This window comes from Pseudomonas sp. NPDC089554 (assembly GCF_050280645.1).
GTDB lineage: Bacteria > Pseudomonadota > Gammaproteobacteria > Pseudomonadales > Pseudomonadaceae > Aquipseudomonas.
In genome coordinates this window covers 1-16,231 of record NZ_JBNNVR010000074.1, presented here as the reverse complement: position 1 = coordinate 16,231, position 16,231 = coordinate 1, and the positions used below count along the sequence as shown (strand labels likewise).

General features: G+C 64.4%; 15 protein-coding genes and 1 tRNA gene. 9 read left to right on the top strand and 7 right to left on the bottom strand.

From position 1 onward, the window contains the following. Positions 1 to 28 precede the first annotated feature (28 nt). Positions 29 to 718 (bottom strand): crotonase/enoyl-CoA hydratase family protein, encoded by a 690-nt coding sequence (locus ACQKPE_RS19665; RefSeq protein WP_427668283.1) that lies wholly within the window; start codon positions 716 to 718, stop codon positions 29 to 31. A 288-nt stretch (positions 719 to 1,006) separates the two neighbouring features. On the opposite strand from ACQKPE_RS19665, the gene ACQKPE_RS19660 reads away from it, so the two are divergent. Then, a tRNA-Ser gene (locus tag ACQKPE_RS19660) sits at positions 1,007 to 1,096 on the top strand. Positions 1,097 to 1,231: 135 nt separating this feature from the next. Here the strand turns inward: ACQKPE_RS19660 and ACQKPE_RS19655 are convergent. The 3 genes from ACQKPE_RS19655 to ACQKPE_RS19645 all read right to left on the bottom strand — a co-directional run bounded on the left by ACQKPE_RS19655 (position 1,232) and on the right by ACQKPE_RS19645 (position 4,840). Further along, positions 1,232 to 1,804, bottom strand: coding sequence for a GNAT family N-acetyltransferase (locus ACQKPE_RS19655; protein ID WP_427668298.1), 573 nt, complete (start codon positions 1,802 to 1,804; stop codon positions 1,232 to 1,234). Positions 1,805 to 2,178: 374 nt separating this feature from the next. Then, positions 2,179 to 4,311, bottom strand: a complete 2,133-nt coding sequence (locus ACQKPE_RS19650) for a TonB-dependent siderophore receptor (protein WP_427668282.1) — start codon at positions 4,309 to 4,311, stop codon at positions 2,179 to 2,181. Between the two features lie 151 nt (positions 4,312 to 4,462). Next, a complete protein-coding gene (locus tag ACQKPE_RS19645) occupies positions 4,463 to 4,840 on the bottom strand; it encodes a hypothetical protein (RefSeq protein ID WP_427668281.1) in 378 nt (125 codons plus the stop codon). A 435-nt stretch (positions 4,841 to 5,275) separates the two neighbouring features. Here ACQKPE_RS19645 and ACQKPE_RS19640 point away from each other — a divergent pair, with 435 nt between their 5' ends. From ACQKPE_RS19640 to ACQKPE_RS19620, 5 genes are read left to right on the top strand one after another with little or no spacing between them, the layout of a single operon-like run. Continuing rightward, positions 5,276 to 6,733 (top strand): serralysin family metalloprotease, encoded by a 1,458-nt coding sequence (locus tag ACQKPE_RS19640; RefSeq protein WP_427668280.1) that lies wholly within the window; start codon positions 5,276 to 5,278, stop codon positions 6,731 to 6,733. A gap of 50 nt (positions 6,734 to 6,783) precedes the next feature. Further along, positions 6,784 to 7,161: an AprI/Inh family metalloprotease inhibitor gene (locus ACQKPE_RS19635; RefSeq protein WP_427668279.1), complete on the top strand. Its 378-nt coding sequence runs from the start codon at positions 6,784 to 6,786 to the stop codon at positions 7,159 to 7,161. Positions 7,162 to 7,198: 37 nt separating this feature from the next. Then, on the top strand, positions 7,199 to 8,917 hold the full coding sequence (locus ACQKPE_RS19630) for a type I secretion system permease/ATPase (RefSeq protein ID WP_427668278.1): 1,719 nt from the start codon (positions 7,199 to 7,201) through the stop codon (positions 8,915 to 8,917). Further along, positions 8,914 to 10,206, top strand: coding sequence for an HlyD family type I secretion periplasmic adaptor subunit (locus ACQKPE_RS19625; protein ID WP_427668277.1), 1,293 nt, complete (start codon positions 8,914 to 8,916; stop codon positions 10,204 to 10,206). The genes ACQKPE_RS19630 and ACQKPE_RS19625 overlap by 4 nt, the downstream gene beginning before the upstream one ends. 12 nt (positions 10,207 to 10,218) lie before the next feature. Beyond that, entirely contained in the window at positions 10,219 to 11,565 is a 1,347-nt protein-coding gene (locus ACQKPE_RS19620; protein ID WP_427668276.1) for a TolC family outer membrane protein, read from the top strand. A gap of 20 nt (positions 11,566 to 11,585) precedes the next feature. Here the strand turns inward: ACQKPE_RS19620 and ACQKPE_RS19615 are convergent, their stop codons facing one another. Continuing rightward, positions 11,586 to 12,335: a 3-oxoacyl-ACP reductase family protein gene (locus ACQKPE_RS19615; RefSeq protein ID WP_427668275.1), complete on the bottom strand. Its 750-nt coding sequence runs from the start codon at positions 12,333 to 12,335 to the stop codon at positions 11,586 to 11,588. Between the two features lie 123 nt (positions 12,336 to 12,458). On the opposite strand from ACQKPE_RS19615, the gene ACQKPE_RS19610 reads away from it, so the two are divergent. Beyond that, positions 12,459 to 13,424 carry a LysR family transcriptional regulator gene (locus ACQKPE_RS19610; protein ID WP_427668274.1) on the top strand — a complete coding sequence of 322 codons (966 nt, stop codon included), beginning with the start codon at positions 12,459 to 12,461 and terminating at the stop codon, positions 13,422 to 13,424. Here the strand turns inward: ACQKPE_RS19610 and ACQKPE_RS19605 are convergent. Both ACQKPE_RS19605 and ACQKPE_RS19600 read right to left on the bottom strand, forming a co-directional pair. After that, the gene (locus ACQKPE_RS19605) at positions 13,400 to 13,882 is read right to left on the bottom strand and encodes a GreA/GreB family elongation factor (RefSeq protein ID WP_427668273.1); all 483 of its coding nucleotides are present in this window, start codon (positions 13,880 to 13,882) and stop codon (positions 13,400 to 13,402) included. The two genes, ACQKPE_RS19610 and ACQKPE_RS19605, sit on opposite strands and share 25 nt — an antisense overlap. A 2-nt stretch (positions 13,883 to 13,884) precedes the next feature. After that, a complete protein-coding gene (locus tag ACQKPE_RS19600) occupies positions 13,885 to 14,286 on the bottom strand; it encodes a hypothetical protein (RefSeq protein ID WP_427668272.1) in 402 nt (133 codons plus the stop codon). Positions 14,287 to 14,421: 135 nt separating this feature from the next. On the opposite strand from ACQKPE_RS19600, the gene earP reads away from it, so the two are divergent. Together earP and efp are read left to right on the top strand one after the other, a co-directional pair. After that, entirely contained in the window at positions 14,422 to 15,555 is a 1,134-nt protein-coding gene (earP, locus tag ACQKPE_RS19595; protein WP_427668271.1) for an elongation factor P maturation arginine rhamnosyltransferase EarP, read from the top strand. Between the two features lie 47 nt (positions 15,556 to 15,602). Further along, the gene (gene efp / locus ACQKPE_RS19590) at positions 15,603 to 16,172 is read left to right on the top strand and encodes an elongation factor P (RefSeq protein ID WP_375101972.1); all 570 of its coding nucleotides are present in this window, start codon (positions 15,603 to 15,605) and stop codon (positions 16,170 to 16,172) included. The last annotated feature ends 59 nt before the right edge of the window (positions 16,173 to 16,231 follow it).

Sequence of the window (16,231 nt, the reverse complement as noted above, 5' to 3'; positions counted from 1 at the left end):
TGGTGTGGCCTCTGCTGCGGGCCTTGCCTCAGAGCTTGTGGCTCTGGTCCTTGAGGATCGCCTCGTCCAGGGTCTCCAGCAGTGCGGCGCGCACTTTCAGTTTGGTGTTCTTGTGCGCCAGCATGTTCAGCTTCTTCATTTCACGGGCAGCGGCCAGTGCGGTGTCCAGCAATTGCTCGGCAGGTACTACCTTGTCGAGGAAGCCGGCGACCACGGCAGCGTGTGGGTCGAACACCTCGGCGTTGTTCACCGCGCGCTGGAAGGCCGAGCGGGTCAGGCGGTCGCGGGCCAGTTCGATACCGGCGTGGTGCATGGTCATGCCGATCTGCACCTCGTTCAGGCAGATCTTGTAAGGGCCTTCGACGCCGATGCGGTAGTCGCCCGACAGCAGCAGGAAGGCGCCCTTGGCCACCGCGTTGCCGGGGCAGGCGACGATCACTGGGAAGGGGTGCGAAAGCAGGCGCCGGGCCAGGGTGGAACCGGAGGTGACCAAGCCGATGGCCTCCTTGGGGCCGGCGGTCATCACCTTGAGGTCGTAGCCGCCGGAGAGAATGCCCGGCTGCCCGGTGATGACCACCACGGCGCGCTCCTCGGTGGCGCGGTCCAGCGCGGCGTTGAAGGCGGTGATGACGTCTGGGGAGATGGCGTTGACCTTGCCGTTGTTCAGGGTCAGGGTGGCGATGCCGTCTTCGGCGTGGTAGGTAATCAGCTCGCTCATGACAGAGTCCTTTGGGGGGCGTGGGGCGACGTTACCCAGCGCGCGCGGCCAGGTAAAGCGCCAAGGCTGACTGGCCAGTCAGCCGATTCGACCCGCGCCCACGCACGGCGCGGCAGGGCAGGGCCCGCAGGAAAAAGCGCTGGGCAAATTGGCAGCATTGCCCTGGCAACCGCCGGGTTTTGCTCGACGGGCTTAAGCGCATGAAAATTCTGAAAAAAATGCTTGCCAAAGGTAAGGGGTTCTACTAAATTAGCGCGCCTCGACAGGCTGAACAGCTTGAAGAGATCCGGTGAAGTGTCCGAGTGGTCGAAGGAGCACGCCTGGAAAGTGTGTATACGAGAAATCGTATCAAGGGTTCAAATCCCTTCTTCACCGCCACTTTCTCGAAACCCCTGCAAATTAACGTTTGCAGGGGTTTTCGTTTTTCAGGCTGCTCGGCACTGCTACCGCGTGCCTCTGGCGATTGCGGCAGACACACTCAGCTGCGTATTTGGAATAGGTTGGCGGCGAGCGTTAGGCTTCGGACCAATGCATAAGATAGGCCTCGCCCGTTACCCTGACCAGGGGGTGAGGAACAATGTCGCAGACTTTGACGATATTAAACCCGTGGCGCTCATAAAAGCGTCGGGCACCTGTATTTGATGCGTAATCGATCAGGCTGATGCCATTGAGTGTTAACGTCCTGGCGCGTTCTTTCGCGAGTTCTATAAAGCGGGTGCCTAACCCCTGGTTGCGCCAGCCGTCATGAAAAGCCAGGCTTGAAATATACAGGGAGTCAGGAATTTCCATATCGGCGTAAGGGGCGAGTACGGGGTCGGTTGTGGGTGATGCATCAGGCGCGAGACGCGTAATATAACTGTGCATCATGCCGATAACAGTGTCATTGGCTTCGGCAATCAAGCAGTTCTCATAAGAAAAATCGACCTGCTCACGCGCATATCGGGCGGTACCGACCTCTATGAGTGCTTGGCCGGGCTGCGCCAGCTGGCTCCAGATATAGTCCGCCATGCCCTCGGATGTAATCTGAAACAAACAAGCAATTTCATAGGCATCCTTTTTTCTACCTGCGCGAAACGCTATACCCATCATAAAGCCTCAGTTGACCCGTGCGTGGAATGTTCTAATAAACTTAAAGTTGCTAAGTACTTTAAAAATTATCAGATCATAAAGGTGCTGGCCTTTCAATTTCGGCGACGTGAATCAATAGAACACGAAGTGTAAATTCGTGAGTTTTATAAGGGCGCTGGCGCTCGCTCAATTGCATGCTGTTACAGTGGCCCGTTCCAAGCGCGGCTTGGGGGCACAGGCGTATATATGACATGAGGAGGTGGAGCTTGGTTGTTTAACCACTTCCTTCGAATAATTTCGTTGCAGGCTGCCGGAGCCTCTTCACGGCGCTTCGGTGCTTCGCCTTGCCCGCGAGCAAGGGCGAAGCCCTCAGCTGCGGGCAAGGTCTTGTGTCAGAAACTCACCGAAGCCGACAACCGCGCCGTTCGCGGCGCCCCCTGGAACAGATAGTTGTCACCCAGGTAGTCCCCTACATCGCGCCAGTAACGCTTGTCGAAGACGTTGTCGACGGTCAGGCGCAGCACGGTGTCATAGCCGCCGATGTTGGTGCGGTAGCGGCTGCCGATGTCGAACACCGTGTAGGCGCCCACCTCCACGTTGCCCGCCTGGCTTGCGTACTTGCTGGCGCTGTAGCGGGCGCCGCCGAGCAGTGCCAGGCCCGGCACCGGCAAGCTGTAGTCGGCCTGCAAGGTGGCGCGCAGGCGCGGCACGTTGATCGCCTGGTGATCTTCGTAGGCCTCGGTGCCGCTGCCTTTGACCCGGGCACGAATGGCCGCGGCGCTGGCATGCACTTGCAGCTTCGACGTCACCCAGCCGCTGGCGCCCAGCTCCAGACCGGTGTTCTTCTGCTGGCCTTGCTGCACATAGGTGAGGGCGCCGGCGCCCTCGGGGCGGGCGTATTGATAGGCCTGGCGGATCTGGAACAGCGCGGCGCTCAGGCTCATGCCTTGCCAGTCGCGCTTGATGCCGATTTCCAGCTGGCGCGAAAGTGTCGGCGCGAGGATCTCGGCAGCGTTGCTGGCGTACCAGGGCGCGGTACCGCCGGCCGACAGGCCCTTGGACCAGCTGGCGTACAGCGTGGTGTCCGGCTGCGGCTTGTAGATCAGCGCAGCATTGGGCAGCACCTCGTATTGCTGGGTATGACGGCCAGGCTCGCCGGTTTCGCTCCAGGTCTTTTCGTCCAGGCGCACGCCGCGGGCGCCGAGCACGGCTTGCCACTGCTCGTTGAAGCTGATGCGGTCGTTGACGAACAGGCCATATTGGCGGCTGTCCAGGCGCTTTTCGCTAGCGCCGATGGGTTTGTCGGACGGCTCCAGCGCCGGGGCGCCGCTGCCGATGTTGCCGGTGCCGAGCCACTCGTTGTAGTAGGGGCGCTGGTCGAGGGTGCGGCGCTGCGCACTGGTGCCCACGGTCAGCTCATGGCCTACACCCAGGGCCTGGAAGTTCCCCGCCAGGGTGGCCTGGGCCTCGTCGATGCGCCGGGTGTCGTCGGGGCTGCGGAAGTCGTAGATGTCGTAGTCGCCGTTGCTGCCGAAGAAAGCCCCCTCGCTGGAGCCCCAGGCGAACGCGCTGTAGTCGTCGATCACCACCTTGCTGCGCGAGGCGCTGAGGGTGCCGCGCCAGGCGTCGTTGAAGCGGTATTCGAAGCGCCCGCCGAGGTTCAGCGAATCGGTCTGCACAGGCTTGGCCCAGGACTGGTAGGCCAGGCGGTCGCTGGGGTCGATCGAATGCGGCAACTGGGTGCCGCCGAGCAGTTGGTAGCCCGGCACCGAATACTGCTCGCGGTGCTGGTATTCGGCATCCAGTTGCAGGGTGGCGTCGGGGTTGATCTGCCAGTCGAAGGCCAAGGAGGCGAAGTCGCGCTTGCCGTCGGCGTGGTCGACATAGGAGCGGATGTCCTCGTGGGCCAGGTTGGCGCGCAGGCCGAACTGGCGCTCGCTGCCGAACCAGCCGCCAAGGTCGGTGGCCAGGTAGAGCTCGCCCTGTTCGTTGGTCGAGACGCTGACGCTGCGCACGTCTTCGGTGCGCTTGGTCACGTAGTTGACCAGCCCGCCCGGCTCCGACACCCCGCTGTACAGGCCCGACAGGCCCTTGAGCAGTTCGACCTGCTGCTTGTTCTCCAGCGCCACGCTCTGCTCGCCGGCGATGGTCTGGCCGTTGATCCGGTAGCTGCTGGCGGCATTGAGTTCGAAGCCGCGAACGTTGAAGTTCTCGTAGTAGCCGATGGGGGCGTAGCTCTCACCAACCGAGGCGTCGCTTTGCAGCACCTGGCTGAGGGTACGCACCTGGCGGTCGTCCAGCAGCTCGCGGCTGAATACGCTTATCGACGCCGGGGTATCCAGCACCGGCGCCGCCTGCCAGCCGCCCACCTGGGCTTCGCGGGCCTGGTAGCCGGTGTCATCGACGCGGTCGGTGACCTGCACCGGGGCCAGGGTCACGCGCTCGGCGGCCAGTACCGGGCTGCCATGCAGGGCAAGGCCCAGGCCGAGCAGGCCAAGGGGCAGGCGGGGGCGAAGCGGGGTCATGCAAGGCTCCTGGAAACAGACGCGAACGCGGGTGGGCCTGGCGGCGTTGCACCGGCAGGCGAAAAGGGCGTCATGTTAGCAGGGCCAGGGCGTGGATTCGTGGGTTTTCTAAGCGGGCCGGAGCCCTGTGGGCCCCAGCCGTGTTCGTTCATCAGTTGCCGACAGGCCGCTGGTGCTTGCGCCAGGTGTCGTCGATCTTCGACCAGGTCTTGCCGTCGGTAATGGCCAAGAGCTTGCGGCCATCCTTGAAGGTGGCGAGGAAGGTCGCTTCTTCTTCCTTGCCGCCCAGCCAGAGCCCAGCCAGCAGGCCCACCGGGCCTGCTACCAAGGCGCCGGCGACGCCCCAGCCGAGCGCACTGCCCAGGTTGCGGCTCGACTCCAGGCAGGCCAGCTTGAGGTCGGTGACCCGCGCCAGGGAGATCCGTTCTCCTGGCGAGGGGCTGCGGGGGGTCTTGAGCGTCAGCGCGCCGTTGCGATATTCGCCTTCACCTTGCAAGAAATCGCCGGATTGCACCGTGAGTCTTGTCATGTCGTCATCCTGTCCGTGGGTGGGCTGTAGCCAGCACTTACTGAGCGCTGCTGTCGCGGGCAAGTCAACGAGCAGGCGACGGAGGGTCGTGCGTTAGTTTGTCGCGCCGGCGCAATGGACAGACGAAACAGACCGGTCGGTCACTAACTTGAAGTCGCATTTTCATAATTAAATTTCCGCGAATTGAACAATAAGGCCACGAGCCATTATTGAGATTGCGGGTAACCCTCGGATAAAACTTATCGCCCATGGCTGATGTATAAAGCCCTGGGGTAGTGGTACTTCTAGTTACCGCTAAAAAACACTGGACAGAAAGTTTCTGGATGTGTCAGTTTTTTTACGCCTTAACAGGGCGAGTGACAGGATGCTCTCGCCGAAGTTGGCGATCTCCTGTTCGATCTCCATTACTTATTTTGCAAACAAGGAAGTGTCTGCATGTCGAAAGTCAAAGCAAATGCTATTGTTTCGGCCGATTCGGTGCTGCAACCCCATGGCCCGAGTTCCGCCTATGGGCTGATCAATAGTTTCGGCCACCAGTACGATCGCGGTGGCGCGAACGTCAATGGCAAGCCTTCGTTCACGGTCGACCAGGCCGCCACCCAGCTGCTGCGCGATGGCGCGGCCTGGAAGGACCTGAACAAGGACGGCACCATCAGCCTCACCTACACCTTCCTGACCCGAGCCCCCTCGGACTTCTACAGCCGCGAACTGGGCACCTTCAGCCAGTTCAGCGCCCAGCAGAAGGCCCAGGCGCAGCTCGCCATGCAATCGTGGGCCGATGTGGCCAAGGTGACCTTCACCCAAGCGGCGTCCGGTGGCGACGGTCACATGACCTTCGGCAACTACAGCGCCAACGATGGTGGGGCGGCATTCGCCTACCTGCCGTTCGACGGCGCGGGTTCGCACAAGGGCGAGTCCTGGTACCTGATCAACAGCGGCTACCAGGTCAACGTCACCCCGGGCACCGGCAACTACGGGCGCCAGACCCTGACCCACGAGATCGGTCACGTGCTCGGCGTGTCCCACCCCGGCGACTACAACGCGGGCCAAGGCAACCCGAGCTACCGTGATGCTTCGTATGCCCAGGACACCCGCGGCTACAGCGTCATGAGCTACTGGAGCGAAAGCAACACCGCGCAGAACTTCGTCAAGGGTGGCGGGCAGTACTACGCCTCGGCGCCTTTGATGGACGACATCGCGGCCATCCAGAAGCTCTACGGCGCCAACTACGCCACGCGCTCCGGCGACACCGTGTACGGCTTCAACTCCACCGCCGACCGCGACTTCTACTCGGCCACCTCGTCCGCTTCGAAAGTGGTGTTCTCGGTGTGGGATGGCGGCGGCAACGATACCCTGGACTTCTCCGGGTTCACCCAGAACCAGAAGATCAACCTCAACCAGGCGTCGTTCTCCGACGTCGGCGGCATGGTGGGCAACGTCTCCATCGCCAAAGGCGTCACCGTCGAGAACGCTTTTGGTGGGTCAGGGAACGACCTGCTGATCGGCAACGAGGTGGCCAACCTGCTCAAGGGCGGTGCCGGCAACGACATCATCTACGGTGGCGGCGGCGCCGATACCCTGTGGAGCGGCAGCGGCGCGGACACCTTCGTGTTCGCCGCCGTCAGCGACTCCACGGCCAAGGCGCCGGACCGGATCATGGATTTTGTCAGCGGCCAGGACAAGATCGACCTGTCGGCCATTGCCGCGTTCGCCCAGGACAAGTTGCCGTTGCAGTTCGTCGACGCCTTTACCGGCCGTGCCGGCGAGGCGATCCTGAGCTATGACCAGGCCACCAACTTGGGCAGCCTGGCCATCGACTTCACCGGCAGCAGCCTGGCTGACTTCCTGGTGAGCACCGTGGGCCAGGCCGTCGCCACGGATATCGTGGTCTGACGGGGCGGGGGCGGCCGCTGGGCCGCCCCTTGCCACGGGAAGGTGGATGGATGCGAGCAATCAAACGAACGATCGCGCTGGGCGCGATTGCCCTGATGTCGATGACCGAGGTAGGTATGGCGAGCAGCCTGTTACTCCCCAACGCCGCGCAACTGGCCGGCGACTGGCGGCTTTACCCGCAGCAGCAGGTGGCCGACGGCTGCGCCCTGCGCCTGGCCGCCAGCGAAGGTGCGCTCGAGGGCGACCTGGCCTGCGCCGAGCGCCTGCTGGGCCTGCGCCCCGGGTCCTGGCTGGTGACCCCCGATACCCTGGCCCTGGTCGCTGGCGACGGCGCCTCGGTGGTGCACTTCAGCCGCGAGGGCGCCCAGCGTTATGCCTGGACCTCGCCCGAGGGTCGGCAACTTGTATTGGAACGCCAAGGCCAATAAGCCAACCGCCAAGTTATAACGGCAACCAAGGTAGAACATGAAACAACCGAGCCAGATGCCCGGGGCGCCCTTGTGGGCGGCACTCGGCGAATTCAAATCAACGTTGATCAGCGTGGGTTGTTTTACTGCGTTGATCAACGTGCTGATGTTGGTCCCGTCTATTTATATGCTGCAAGTGTACGACCGTGTACTGAGTTCGCAGAATGAAACCACCTTGTGGATGCTTACCCTGATGGTGGTGGGGTTCTTCGTTTATATAGGCGTACTTGAAGCGGTGCGCAGTTTTATCGTGATTCGCGTCGGCAGCCAGTTGGAAAAAAGTTTCAACCTCAAGGTTTATCAGGCCGCGTTCGAACGCAACTTGCGCCAAGGCGATGGTGCTGCCGGGCAAGCGTTGAACGACCTGACCCAGGTGCGTCAGTTCGTCACCGGGCCTGCGCTGTTCGCCTTCTTCGATGCGCCATGGTTCCCGGTATACCTGGCGGTGATCTTCCTGTTCAACGTCTGGCTCGGCGTGCTGGCCAGCGCCGGTGCCTTGTTGCTGGTGCTGCTGGCGCTGCTCAACGAACGCCTGACCCACACGCCGATGGCCGAGGCCGGCGCCTTGCAGCAGCGATCCAGCGCCCTGGCCGGCAGCCAGCTGCTCAATGCCGAGAGCATCCAGGCCATGGGCATGCTCGGCGCCCTGCGCCAGCGCTGGTTCGTCGTGCATGGGCGCTTCCTCGACCTGCAGAACCAGGCCAGCGACACCTCGGCAGTGATCACCGCCACCAGCAAGGCCCTGCGCCTGTGCCTGCAGTCGCTGGTGTTGGGCTTGGGGGCATTGCTGGTGATTGAGGGGCAGATGACCCCGGGCATGATGATCGCTGGCTCCATTCTCATGGGCCGGGTACTCAGCCCGATCGACCAATTGATTGCAGTGTGGAAGCAATGGAGTGGCGCGCACCTGGCCTACAAGCGCCTCGACGGGCTGCTGCGCGACCACCCCGAACCGCCAGCACCGATGCCGTTGCCTGCGCCCACTGGGCAACTGGCGGTGGAGCAGGTCAGCGCCGGCCCACCCGGGCGCCGGGTGGCGACCGTGCAGCAGGTGAGTTTCGCCCTGGCATCCGGCGAGGTGCTGGGTGTGCTCGGGGCTTCCGGCTCCGGTAAGTCGACCCTGGCGCGGTTGCTGGTGGGCGTATGGCCGCCGCTGGCCGGCCACGTACGCCTCGACGGCGCCGAGTTGCGCCAGTGGGACCGCGACGCCCTGGGCCCTTACATCGGCTACCTGCCGCAGACCATCGAACTGCTGCGCGGCAGCATCGCCGAGAACATCGCCCGCTTCGGCGAGCTGGACGGCCACAAAATAGTCGAGGCTGCGCGTTTGGCCGGTGTGCACGAGCTGATCCTGCGCCTGCCGCAGGGCTATGACACGCGCCTGGGCGAGGAGGGCAGCGACCTGTCCGGTGGACAGAAACAGCGTATCGCCCTGGCCCGGGCGCTGTATGGCAACCCGTGCCTGATCGTGCTCGACGAGCCCAACGCCAATCTCGATTCGCCCGGCGAGGCAGCGCTGGCCGCCGCCATCGCCCAGCTCAAGGCGCTGGGGCGCACCGTGGTGCTGGTGACCCACCGTTCTGCAGCCCTGGCCCAGGCGGACAAGCTGCTGGTGATGAACGAAGGGCGCATGCAGGCCTTTGGCCCGGCCCGGGAGATTCTCCAGGCCCTCGGCCAGGCCTCGGTGCGGCCCTTGCAAGCCGGAGGTGGCGCATGAGCCGGACGCTGCGCAGTGCGGGTTTCCATGTGCGCCTGGGTTGGCTGCTGACCTTGCTCGGTTTTGGCAGTTTCATGGCCTGGGCCAGCCTGGCGCCGCTGGACCAGGGCGTGGCGGTGCAGGGCACGGTGGTGGTGTCTGGCAAGCGCAAGGTGGTGCAGTCGATGTCCGCTGGTGTGGTAAGCCGTATTCTGGTTCGCGAAGGCCAGGTGGTGCGCCAGGGCGAGCCGCTGCTGCGTCTTGACCGCACCCAGGTGCAGGCGGATGTCGACGCGTTGCAGGCCCAGTACCGCATGGCCCAGGCCAACCTGGCGCGCTGGCGTAGCGAGCGTGACAACCTGGGCCAGGTGCAGTTTCCCGGCGAGTTGCTGGACGATGCCGACCCGCAGTCGCAGTTGGTTCTGGACGGCCAGCGCCAGCTGTTCGACAGCCGCCGCCAGGCCTTGGCGCGTGAGCAGGGCGCGCAGGCCGCGAACATCGAAGGCTCCCAGGCGCAGCTGGCGGGCATGCGTCGTGCTCGTGGCGACTTGCAGGCCCAGGCCGATTCGTTGCGCGAGCAGCTGGACAACCTGCGCCCGCTGGTCGGCGATGGCTATATTCCGCGCAACCGCATGCTCGAGTACCAGCGCCAGCTGTCCCAGGTGCAACGCGACCTGGCGCAGAACGCCGGCGATGCTGCTCGGCTGGAGCAGGGCATCGTCGAGGCGCGGCTGAACGTGCAGCAGCGCCGCGAGGAGTACCAGAAGGAGGTACGCAGCCAGCTGGCCGATGCCCAGGTCAAGGCCGCGACCCTCGAGCAGCAATTGCACTCGGCGCGCTTCGAGCTGGGCCACAGCCAGGTCCTCGCGCCGGCGGAGGGCATCGTGGTGAACCTGGGTGTGCACACCGAAGGCGCGGTGGTGCGTGCCGGCGACCACTTGCTGGAGATCGTGCCCCAGGGCGCCGCTTTGGAAGTGGAAGGGCGCCTGCCGGTGAACCTGGTGGACAAGGTGGCGCCGCAGTTGCCGGTGGACATCCTGTTCACCGCCTTCAACCAGAACCGCACGCCACGGGTCACCGGCGAAGTGGCCCTGGTCTCGGCCGACCAGTTGCTCGACGAGCGCACCGGCCAGCCTTACTACGTGCTGCGCAGCACGGTGAGCGAAGAAGCCCTGGCGCGCTTGCAAGGCCTGGCGATTCGCCCGGGCATGCCCGCCGAGCTGTTCGTCCGCACCGGCGAGCGTTCGCTGCTCAACTACCTGTTCAAGCCCCTGCTCGACCGCGCAGGCACTGCCTTGACCGAACAATAAGGACTGCCTGCGATGAAGTTTGCTTTGATCGGGCTGCTGGCGGCCTGCGCCCTTGCGCCTGGCATGGCCGTGGCGGCCATGGGGCCGTTCCAGGTCTATGAACAGGCGCTGCGCCGCGACCCGGCCTACCTCGGCGCCTTCAAGGCCCGCGAGGCTGGCCAGGAGTACCGCGCCATAGGCCGCGCCGGGCTACTGCCCAACCTGTCCTACCACTACAACAAGGGCCGCAACCATTCCGAGGCCACCTACCTGGGTGGTTCGCGGCGCGAGAGCGATGACCGTCGCTACGACAGCTATGGCTCGTCGTTCATGCTCCAGCAACCGCTGTTCGACTACGAGGCCTATGCGGCGTACCGCAAGGGCGTGGCCCAGGCGCTGTTCGCCGACGAGAGCTTTCGCGAACAAAGCCAGCAACTGCTGGTGCGGGTGTTGGCCAGCTATACCCAGGCGCTGTTTGCCCAAGACCAGATCGCCATCAGCGTGGCCAGCAAGCAGGCCTACCGCCAGCAATTCGAGCAGAACGCGCGCCTGTTCCAGGCTGGCGAGGGCACGCGTACGGACATCCTTGAAGCCCAGGCGCGTTTCGAGTTGGCGGATGCCGAGGAGATCCAGGCACGCAACGACCAGGATGCTGCCCTGCGCGAGCTGGGGGCGTTGATCGGCGAGCCGGCGATGCCGGCGCAGGCGTTGGCGCCCTTGCGCACCGGTTTTGTCCTGCCGGTGGTGGCGCCCAGTGGCTATGAGGCCTGGCAGTCGCTGGCGCTGGCCAGCAACCCGCAGCTTGGGGCCCAGCGCCACGCCCTGGAGGTGGCGCGCTTCGAGGTGGAGCGCAACCGCGCCGGGCACTTGCCCAAGGTGACGGCCTACGCCACGTCACGGCGCCAGCAGTCGGACTCGGGCAACACCTACAACCAGCGCTACGACACCAACACGGTGGGTATCGAAGTCAGCCTGCCGCTGTTTGCCGGTGGCGGCGTGAGCGCCTCGACGCGCCAGGCCAGTCGTCACCTGGAGCAGGCCGAGTACGAGTTGGACGGCACCACCCGCAGCACCTTGATCGAGCTGCGCAAGCAGTACAACGCCTGCCAGACCGGCGCCAGTCGCCTACGTGCCTATGAGCGGGCGTTGCACGCCGCCGAGGCGCTGGTGGTGTCCACTCGCAAGAGTGTGCTGGGGGGCGAGCGGGTCAACCTCGATGTCCTCAATGCCGAGCAACAGCTGGCCACCACCCGCCGCGACCTGGCGCAGGCCCGTTACGACTACCTGCTGGCCTGGATCAAGCTGCACCAGCAGGCCGGGACGCTGGGCGAGGAGCAACTGGCGCGGGTGGACGAGGCTTTCGTTTCCCAAGGGCGATAGCCTCTGTCCCTTATCTGAGGTCAGGCGGCGAAGCCACCGTCCGCGGTCAGGCTGGCGCCGGTGATGTAGCCGGCCTCAGGCCCTGCCAGGTAGGCGACGAAGCTGGCGATTTCGTCGGCGTGGCCGTAGCGCCCGATGGCCATCAGCGGGATCAGGCTGTCGGCGAAGTCCCCACTGGCCGGGTTCATGTCGGTGTCCACCGGGCCGGGTTGTACGTTGTTCACGGTAATGCCCTGGGGGCCGAGGTCGCGGGCCATGCCACGGGTGAGGCCGACCAGCGCCGACTTGCTCATGGCGTAGGGCGCGCCGCCTGCGAAGGGCATGCGTTCGGCGTTGGTGCTGCCGATGTTGATGATGCGGCCACCTTGGCCCATGTGCCGGGCCGCCGCTTGGCTGGCGACGAATACGCTGCGTACGTTGACGGCCAGCAGGCGGTCGAAGTCGCCCAGGTCGAACTCGGCCACCGGGGCCACGGCCAGCACGCCGGCATTGTTGACCAGGATGTCGAGGCGACCGAACGCCTTCACGGTGTCTTCCACCACCTGTTGCACGGCGCTGGCGTCGGCGCTGTCGGCCTTCAGGGCCAGGGCGTGGCCACCGGCGGCGTTGATTTCCTCGGCCAGGGCCTGGGCGGCGCTGGCGGAGCTGACGTAGGTAAAGGCGACCTGTGCGCCCTCGCGGGCCAGACGCCGGACGATGGCGGCGCCGATACCGCGTGAACCACCCTGGACCAGGGCGACTTTGCCTGCGAGGCTCGATTGCTGGGACATGTTGCTCTCCTGAAAAGAAGCAAGGCGAAGTGCCTTGGATGGCTGTCAGTATCGGCCCGGGATTACTCGCTGATAAGATGGCAATCGCTATCATCAGAGTGAACTTTTAGTTGGTAATCGCTTATGGAATCGTTTAGCAGCCTTGAGTGCTTCATCCGCAGTGCCGAGGTCGGCAGCTTCGCCGAAGCCGCACGGCGCCTGTCATTGACCCCGGCGGCAGTGGGCAAGAACGTCGCCCAGCTTGAAGCGCGGCTGGGCGTGCGCCTGTTCCAGCGCAGCACCCGCAAGCTCACCCTTACCGAGGCCGGGCAGCGTTTCCTGGGTGAGGTCAGCGACAGCTTTCGCACCATCCAGCACGCCGTGGCCAACCTGGCCAGCAGCGAGGGCCAGCCGGCCGGGTTGCTGCGGGTCAGCGTGGGCACGGTATTCGGGCGGTTGTACGTGGTGCCGCTGTTGGGCGAGTTCCTGCGGCGCTACCCGGCGATCGTCCCGGACTGGCATTTCGATAATCGCCAGGTCGACCTGATCGGGCAGGGCTTCGATGCTGCCATTGGCGGCGGCTTCGACCTGCCGCTGGGGGTGGTGGCCCGCCGCTTGGGCCCGGCGCACCGGGTGCTGGTGGCCGCCCCCGAATACTTGGCCAGGCATGCGCCGATCGAGGGGCCGGGCGACCTGGTGCGCCATGACGGCATCTTGATTCGTTCGCCACAGACCGGCCGCGTGCGCTCCTGGCCGTTGACCAGCCGTTGGCATGAGCAGCAGCCTTTGCCCTTGCGCCAGGGCATGACCATGAGCGACTCCGATGCCGCCTGCGCGGTGGCGGCCCAGGGCTTGGGCATTGCCCTGGTCAGCCTGCCGTTCGCCTTGCCTTACTACACCAGCGGGCAGCTAAAGCGGGTGCTGCCGGACTGGTACGTGGACGATGGCAGCGTCAGCCTTTATTACGCCGAGCACAAGTTACTGCCGGGCAAGACCCGGGCGTTCGTCGATTTCCTCGTGGAGCAGTTCGCCGAGCAGGGGCTGGAGCGGCGTTTCAATGCGTTGGAGGCGTTGTGGGGGAGGGTTCAGACTGCATCGACAATGACATGAACCTGCACGGCGCCCGCCACTGCAAGGCTCACTTCGTCATCCACCCGTTTGCCGAGCAGTTGCTGGCCCAGCGGCGAGCGCGGGGTGATCACCGTCACCAGCGCATCGCCCTCGCCGATCTTCAGGCCCGCCGCCTCAGGGCCGAGGAACAGCAGGCGCTGCTCCCCATCCTCGTCTTCCAGTGTCACCAGGTTGGTCAGCTGGATTCCCCGCGCCGGGTCGTAGTCGCGCAGCACCAGCTGCTGGTAGGTCAGCAGCGCCTGGCGGATCTCGGCGGTACGCCGCGCCTGGCCGGTGGCCAGATAAGACGCCTCCAGGCCCAGGGTGTCGTACTTGTTCTCGGCGATGTTCTCTTCGGCGGTAGCGGTTTCGTAGGCGGTCTGGGCGGCGCGGCGCAGCACCTCGACGTCCTGCTCGAGGGTAGCGTTGATACGTGCCAGGAGGGTGGGCTTGTCCATGGTCAGTAACAGAATTCCAGCACGTTGGCCTGGCTCTTGTCGGTGGGTGCGGTGCGGTTCTGTTGCAGCCAGAACTGGCACTTGGGGTTGTTCAGGTTGCGCATGTTGCCCTGGGCGGCGTCGGCGGCTTGCTGGGCCTCTTGCTTGTGCAGGATGTCCTTGTAACGCTCGAACATCTCGGCCTGGGCATCCGCCGGTTGCGTGGCGGGTGGTGGTGTAGGCGCAGGGGCCACGACAGCCGGGGCGACCGCCTGGGCCAGCGGCTCCACCTGCTGGGGCCAGGCCCGCCAGGCCAGCCACAGGCTCAAGGCGATGGCTACGGCGCCGAGCCACAGGCCGAAGGCCACGCACAGGATCAACTGCACAGGCTTGAGGGTGATTTTCAGTTCGCGGTGGCGGGGCATGGCGGCCTCCTGGCAGGGCGGGTCGAGGGTGGCATTGTCGCATGGCCCTACAGGTTTTTTCAGTGACGGTGCTTTTGCCTGCGAGAATTAATCCGCACAATCCGCTGTTTTTTCCGTGTCGAGAGGAAGAACGGGATGAAGACCCGCTGGGACATCTTCTGCACGGTCGTCGATAACTATGGCGACATTGGCGTGACCTGGCGTCTGGCCCGGCAATTGGCGGCCGAGCATGACCTGGCCGTGCGCCTGTGGGTCGACGACCTGGGCGCGTTCGCGCGGCTGTGCCCCGAGGCCGACCCGTTGGCCGGGCAGCAGTGGCAGGAGGGCGTGCTCGTGTGCCACTGGTCGCCCGACTGGCCGCCCACCGACACCGCCGACGTGGTGATCGGTGCCTTTGCCTGCGCATTGCCGGATGCCTATGTCGAGGCGCTGGCCCAGCGGGCCACCCCGGCCTTGTGGCTGAACCTCGAGTACCTGAGCGCCGAGGATTGGGTCGAAGGCTGCCACGGCCTGGCGTCGCCCCAGCCCAATGGCCTGCGCAAGCGGTTCTTCTTCCCAGGCTTTACCGACAAGACCGGCGGGCTGCTGCGCGAGGCCAGCCTGGTCCCCCGGCGCGATGCCTTCGAGGCCGACCCGGCGGCGCAGGCGGCGTTTCTCGCCAGGCTCGGGGTGCACCCGCAACCCGGAACGCGCCTGATCTCGTTGTTCGCCTACGAGAATCGGCAATTGGGCGCGTGGCTGGATGCCCTTGCCGATGACGCGCAGCCCACTCACCTGTTGGTGCCCGAAGGGCGCGTACTGGCTGACCTGCGTCACTGGTTCGTCGAACCGCAGCTGGGCGTGGGCGATGTGCGGGACAAGGGCCGGTTACGCGTGCAGGTCCTGCCGTTCGTCAGCCAGGACGACTACGACCGCCTGCTGTGGTGCTGCGACTTCAACGCCGTGCGCGGCGAGGACTCGTTCGTGCGCGCACAGTGGGCCGGTCGGCCGCTGCTGTGGCATATCTATGTCCAGGAAGAGAACGCGCACTGGGAAAAGCTCGAAGCTTTCCTCGCGCATTATCGCCAAGGGCTGTCGGAAGAAGCGGGGGATGCGCTGGTCGAGTTATGGCGCGCCTGGAACATGGACCGCGACATGGGCGCAGCCTGGCGCCAGGTGCTGCTGCACTGGCAGGCACTCCAGGCGCACGCCCGGCACTGGTGCACTGCGCAGGCCGTTAGGCCGGACCTTGCCACAGCGCTGGTGCAGTTTTACCGAAATTGGATATGATATGCGGCCTCGATTTTTATAAATCCATCCAGATTCGGATATACGCAATGAAAACTGGTAAAGAAATCAAACCCGGTACCGTTCTGCGCATCGACAACGATCCGTGGCTGGTTCAGAAAGCTGAGTTCACCAAGTCGGGCCGTAACAGCGCGATCATGAAGACCAAGCTGAAGAACCTGCTGACCGGCTACAAGACCGAAACCGTCTACGGTGCGGACGACAAGCTGGACGACGTGATCCTGGATCGCAAAGAAGCGACCCTGTCGTTCATCAACGGTGACGAGTACACCTTCATGGACACCAGCGACTACACCATGTACGAGCTGAACGCCGAAGACATCGACGCCGTTCTGCCGTACATCGAAGAAGGCATGGAAGACGTCTGCGAAGCCGTGTTCTTCGAAGGCCGCCTGGTATCGGTAGAACTGCCGACCACCATCAGCCGCAAGGTTGTCTACACCGAGAACGCTGCGCGCGGCGACACCTCGGGCAAGGTGATGAAGCCGGCCAAACTGGCCAACGGCACTGAAATCCAGGTTGCCGACTTCATCCAGATCGACGAGTGGATCGACATCGACACCCGCGACAACAGCTTCAAGGGCCGCTCCAAGAAGTAATACTTCTTGCGACCCACTAAAAAACCCGGCATTGGCCGGGTTTTTTAGTGCCTGCAATC

What these genes read in the sequence shown, in the direction of transcription:
- ACQKPE_RS19665 (WP_427668283.1), bottom strand. Translation starts at nt 718, where the DNA reads ATGAGCGAGCTGATTACCTACCACGCCGAAGACGGCATCGCCACCCTG.
- ACQKPE_RS19655 (WP_427668298.1), bottom strand. Translation starts at nt 1,804, where the DNA reads ATGGGTATAGCGTTTCGCGCAGGTAGAAAAAAGGATGCCTATGAAATT.
- ACQKPE_RS19650 (WP_427668282.1), bottom strand. Translation starts at nt 4,311, where the DNA reads ATGACCCCGCTTCGCCCCCGCCTGCCCCTTGGCCTGCTCGGCCTGGGC.
- ACQKPE_RS19645 (WP_427668281.1), bottom strand. Translation starts at nt 4,840, where the DNA reads ATGACAAGACTCACGGTGCAATCCGGCGATTTCTTGCAAGGTGAAGGC.
- ACQKPE_RS19640 (WP_427668280.1), top strand. Translation starts at nt 5,276, where the DNA reads ATGTCGAAAGTCAAAGCAAATGCTATTGTTTCGGCCGATTCGGTGCTG.
- ACQKPE_RS19635 (WP_427668279.1), top strand. Translation starts at nt 6,784, where the DNA reads ATGCGAGCAATCAAACGAACGATCGCGCTGGGCGCGATTGCCCTGATG.
- ACQKPE_RS19630 (WP_427668278.1), top strand. Translation starts at nt 7,199, where the DNA reads ATGAAACAACCGAGCCAGATGCCCGGGGCGCCCTTGTGGGCGGCACTC.
- ACQKPE_RS19625 (WP_427668277.1), top strand. Translation starts at nt 8,914, where the DNA reads ATGAGCCGGACGCTGCGCAGTGCGGGTTTCCATGTGCGCCTGGGTTGG.
- ACQKPE_RS19620 (WP_427668276.1), top strand. Translation starts at nt 10,219, where the DNA reads ATGAAGTTTGCTTTGATCGGGCTGCTGGCGGCCTGCGCCCTTGCGCCT.
- ACQKPE_RS19615 (WP_427668275.1), bottom strand. Translation starts at nt 12,335, where the DNA reads ATGTCCCAGCAATCGAGCCTCGCAGGCAAAGTCGCCCTGGTCCAGGGT.
- ACQKPE_RS19610 (WP_427668274.1), top strand. Translation starts at nt 12,459, where the DNA reads ATGGAATCGTTTAGCAGCCTTGAGTGCTTCATCCGCAGTGCCGAGGTC.
- ACQKPE_RS19605 (WP_427668273.1), bottom strand. Translation starts at nt 13,882, where the DNA reads ATGGACAAGCCCACCCTCCTGGCACGTATCAACGCTACCCTCGAGCAG.
- ACQKPE_RS19600 (WP_427668272.1), bottom strand. Translation starts at nt 14,286, where the DNA reads ATGCCCCGCCACCGCGAACTGAAAATCACCCTCAAGCCTGTGCAGTTG.
- earP (WP_427668271.1), top strand. Translation starts at nt 14,422, where the DNA reads ATGAAGACCCGCTGGGACATCTTCTGCACGGTCGTCGATAACTATGGC.
- efp (WP_375101972.1), top strand. Translation starts at nt 15,603, where the DNA reads ATGAAAACTGGTAAAGAAATCAAACCCGGTACCGTTCTGCGCATCGAC.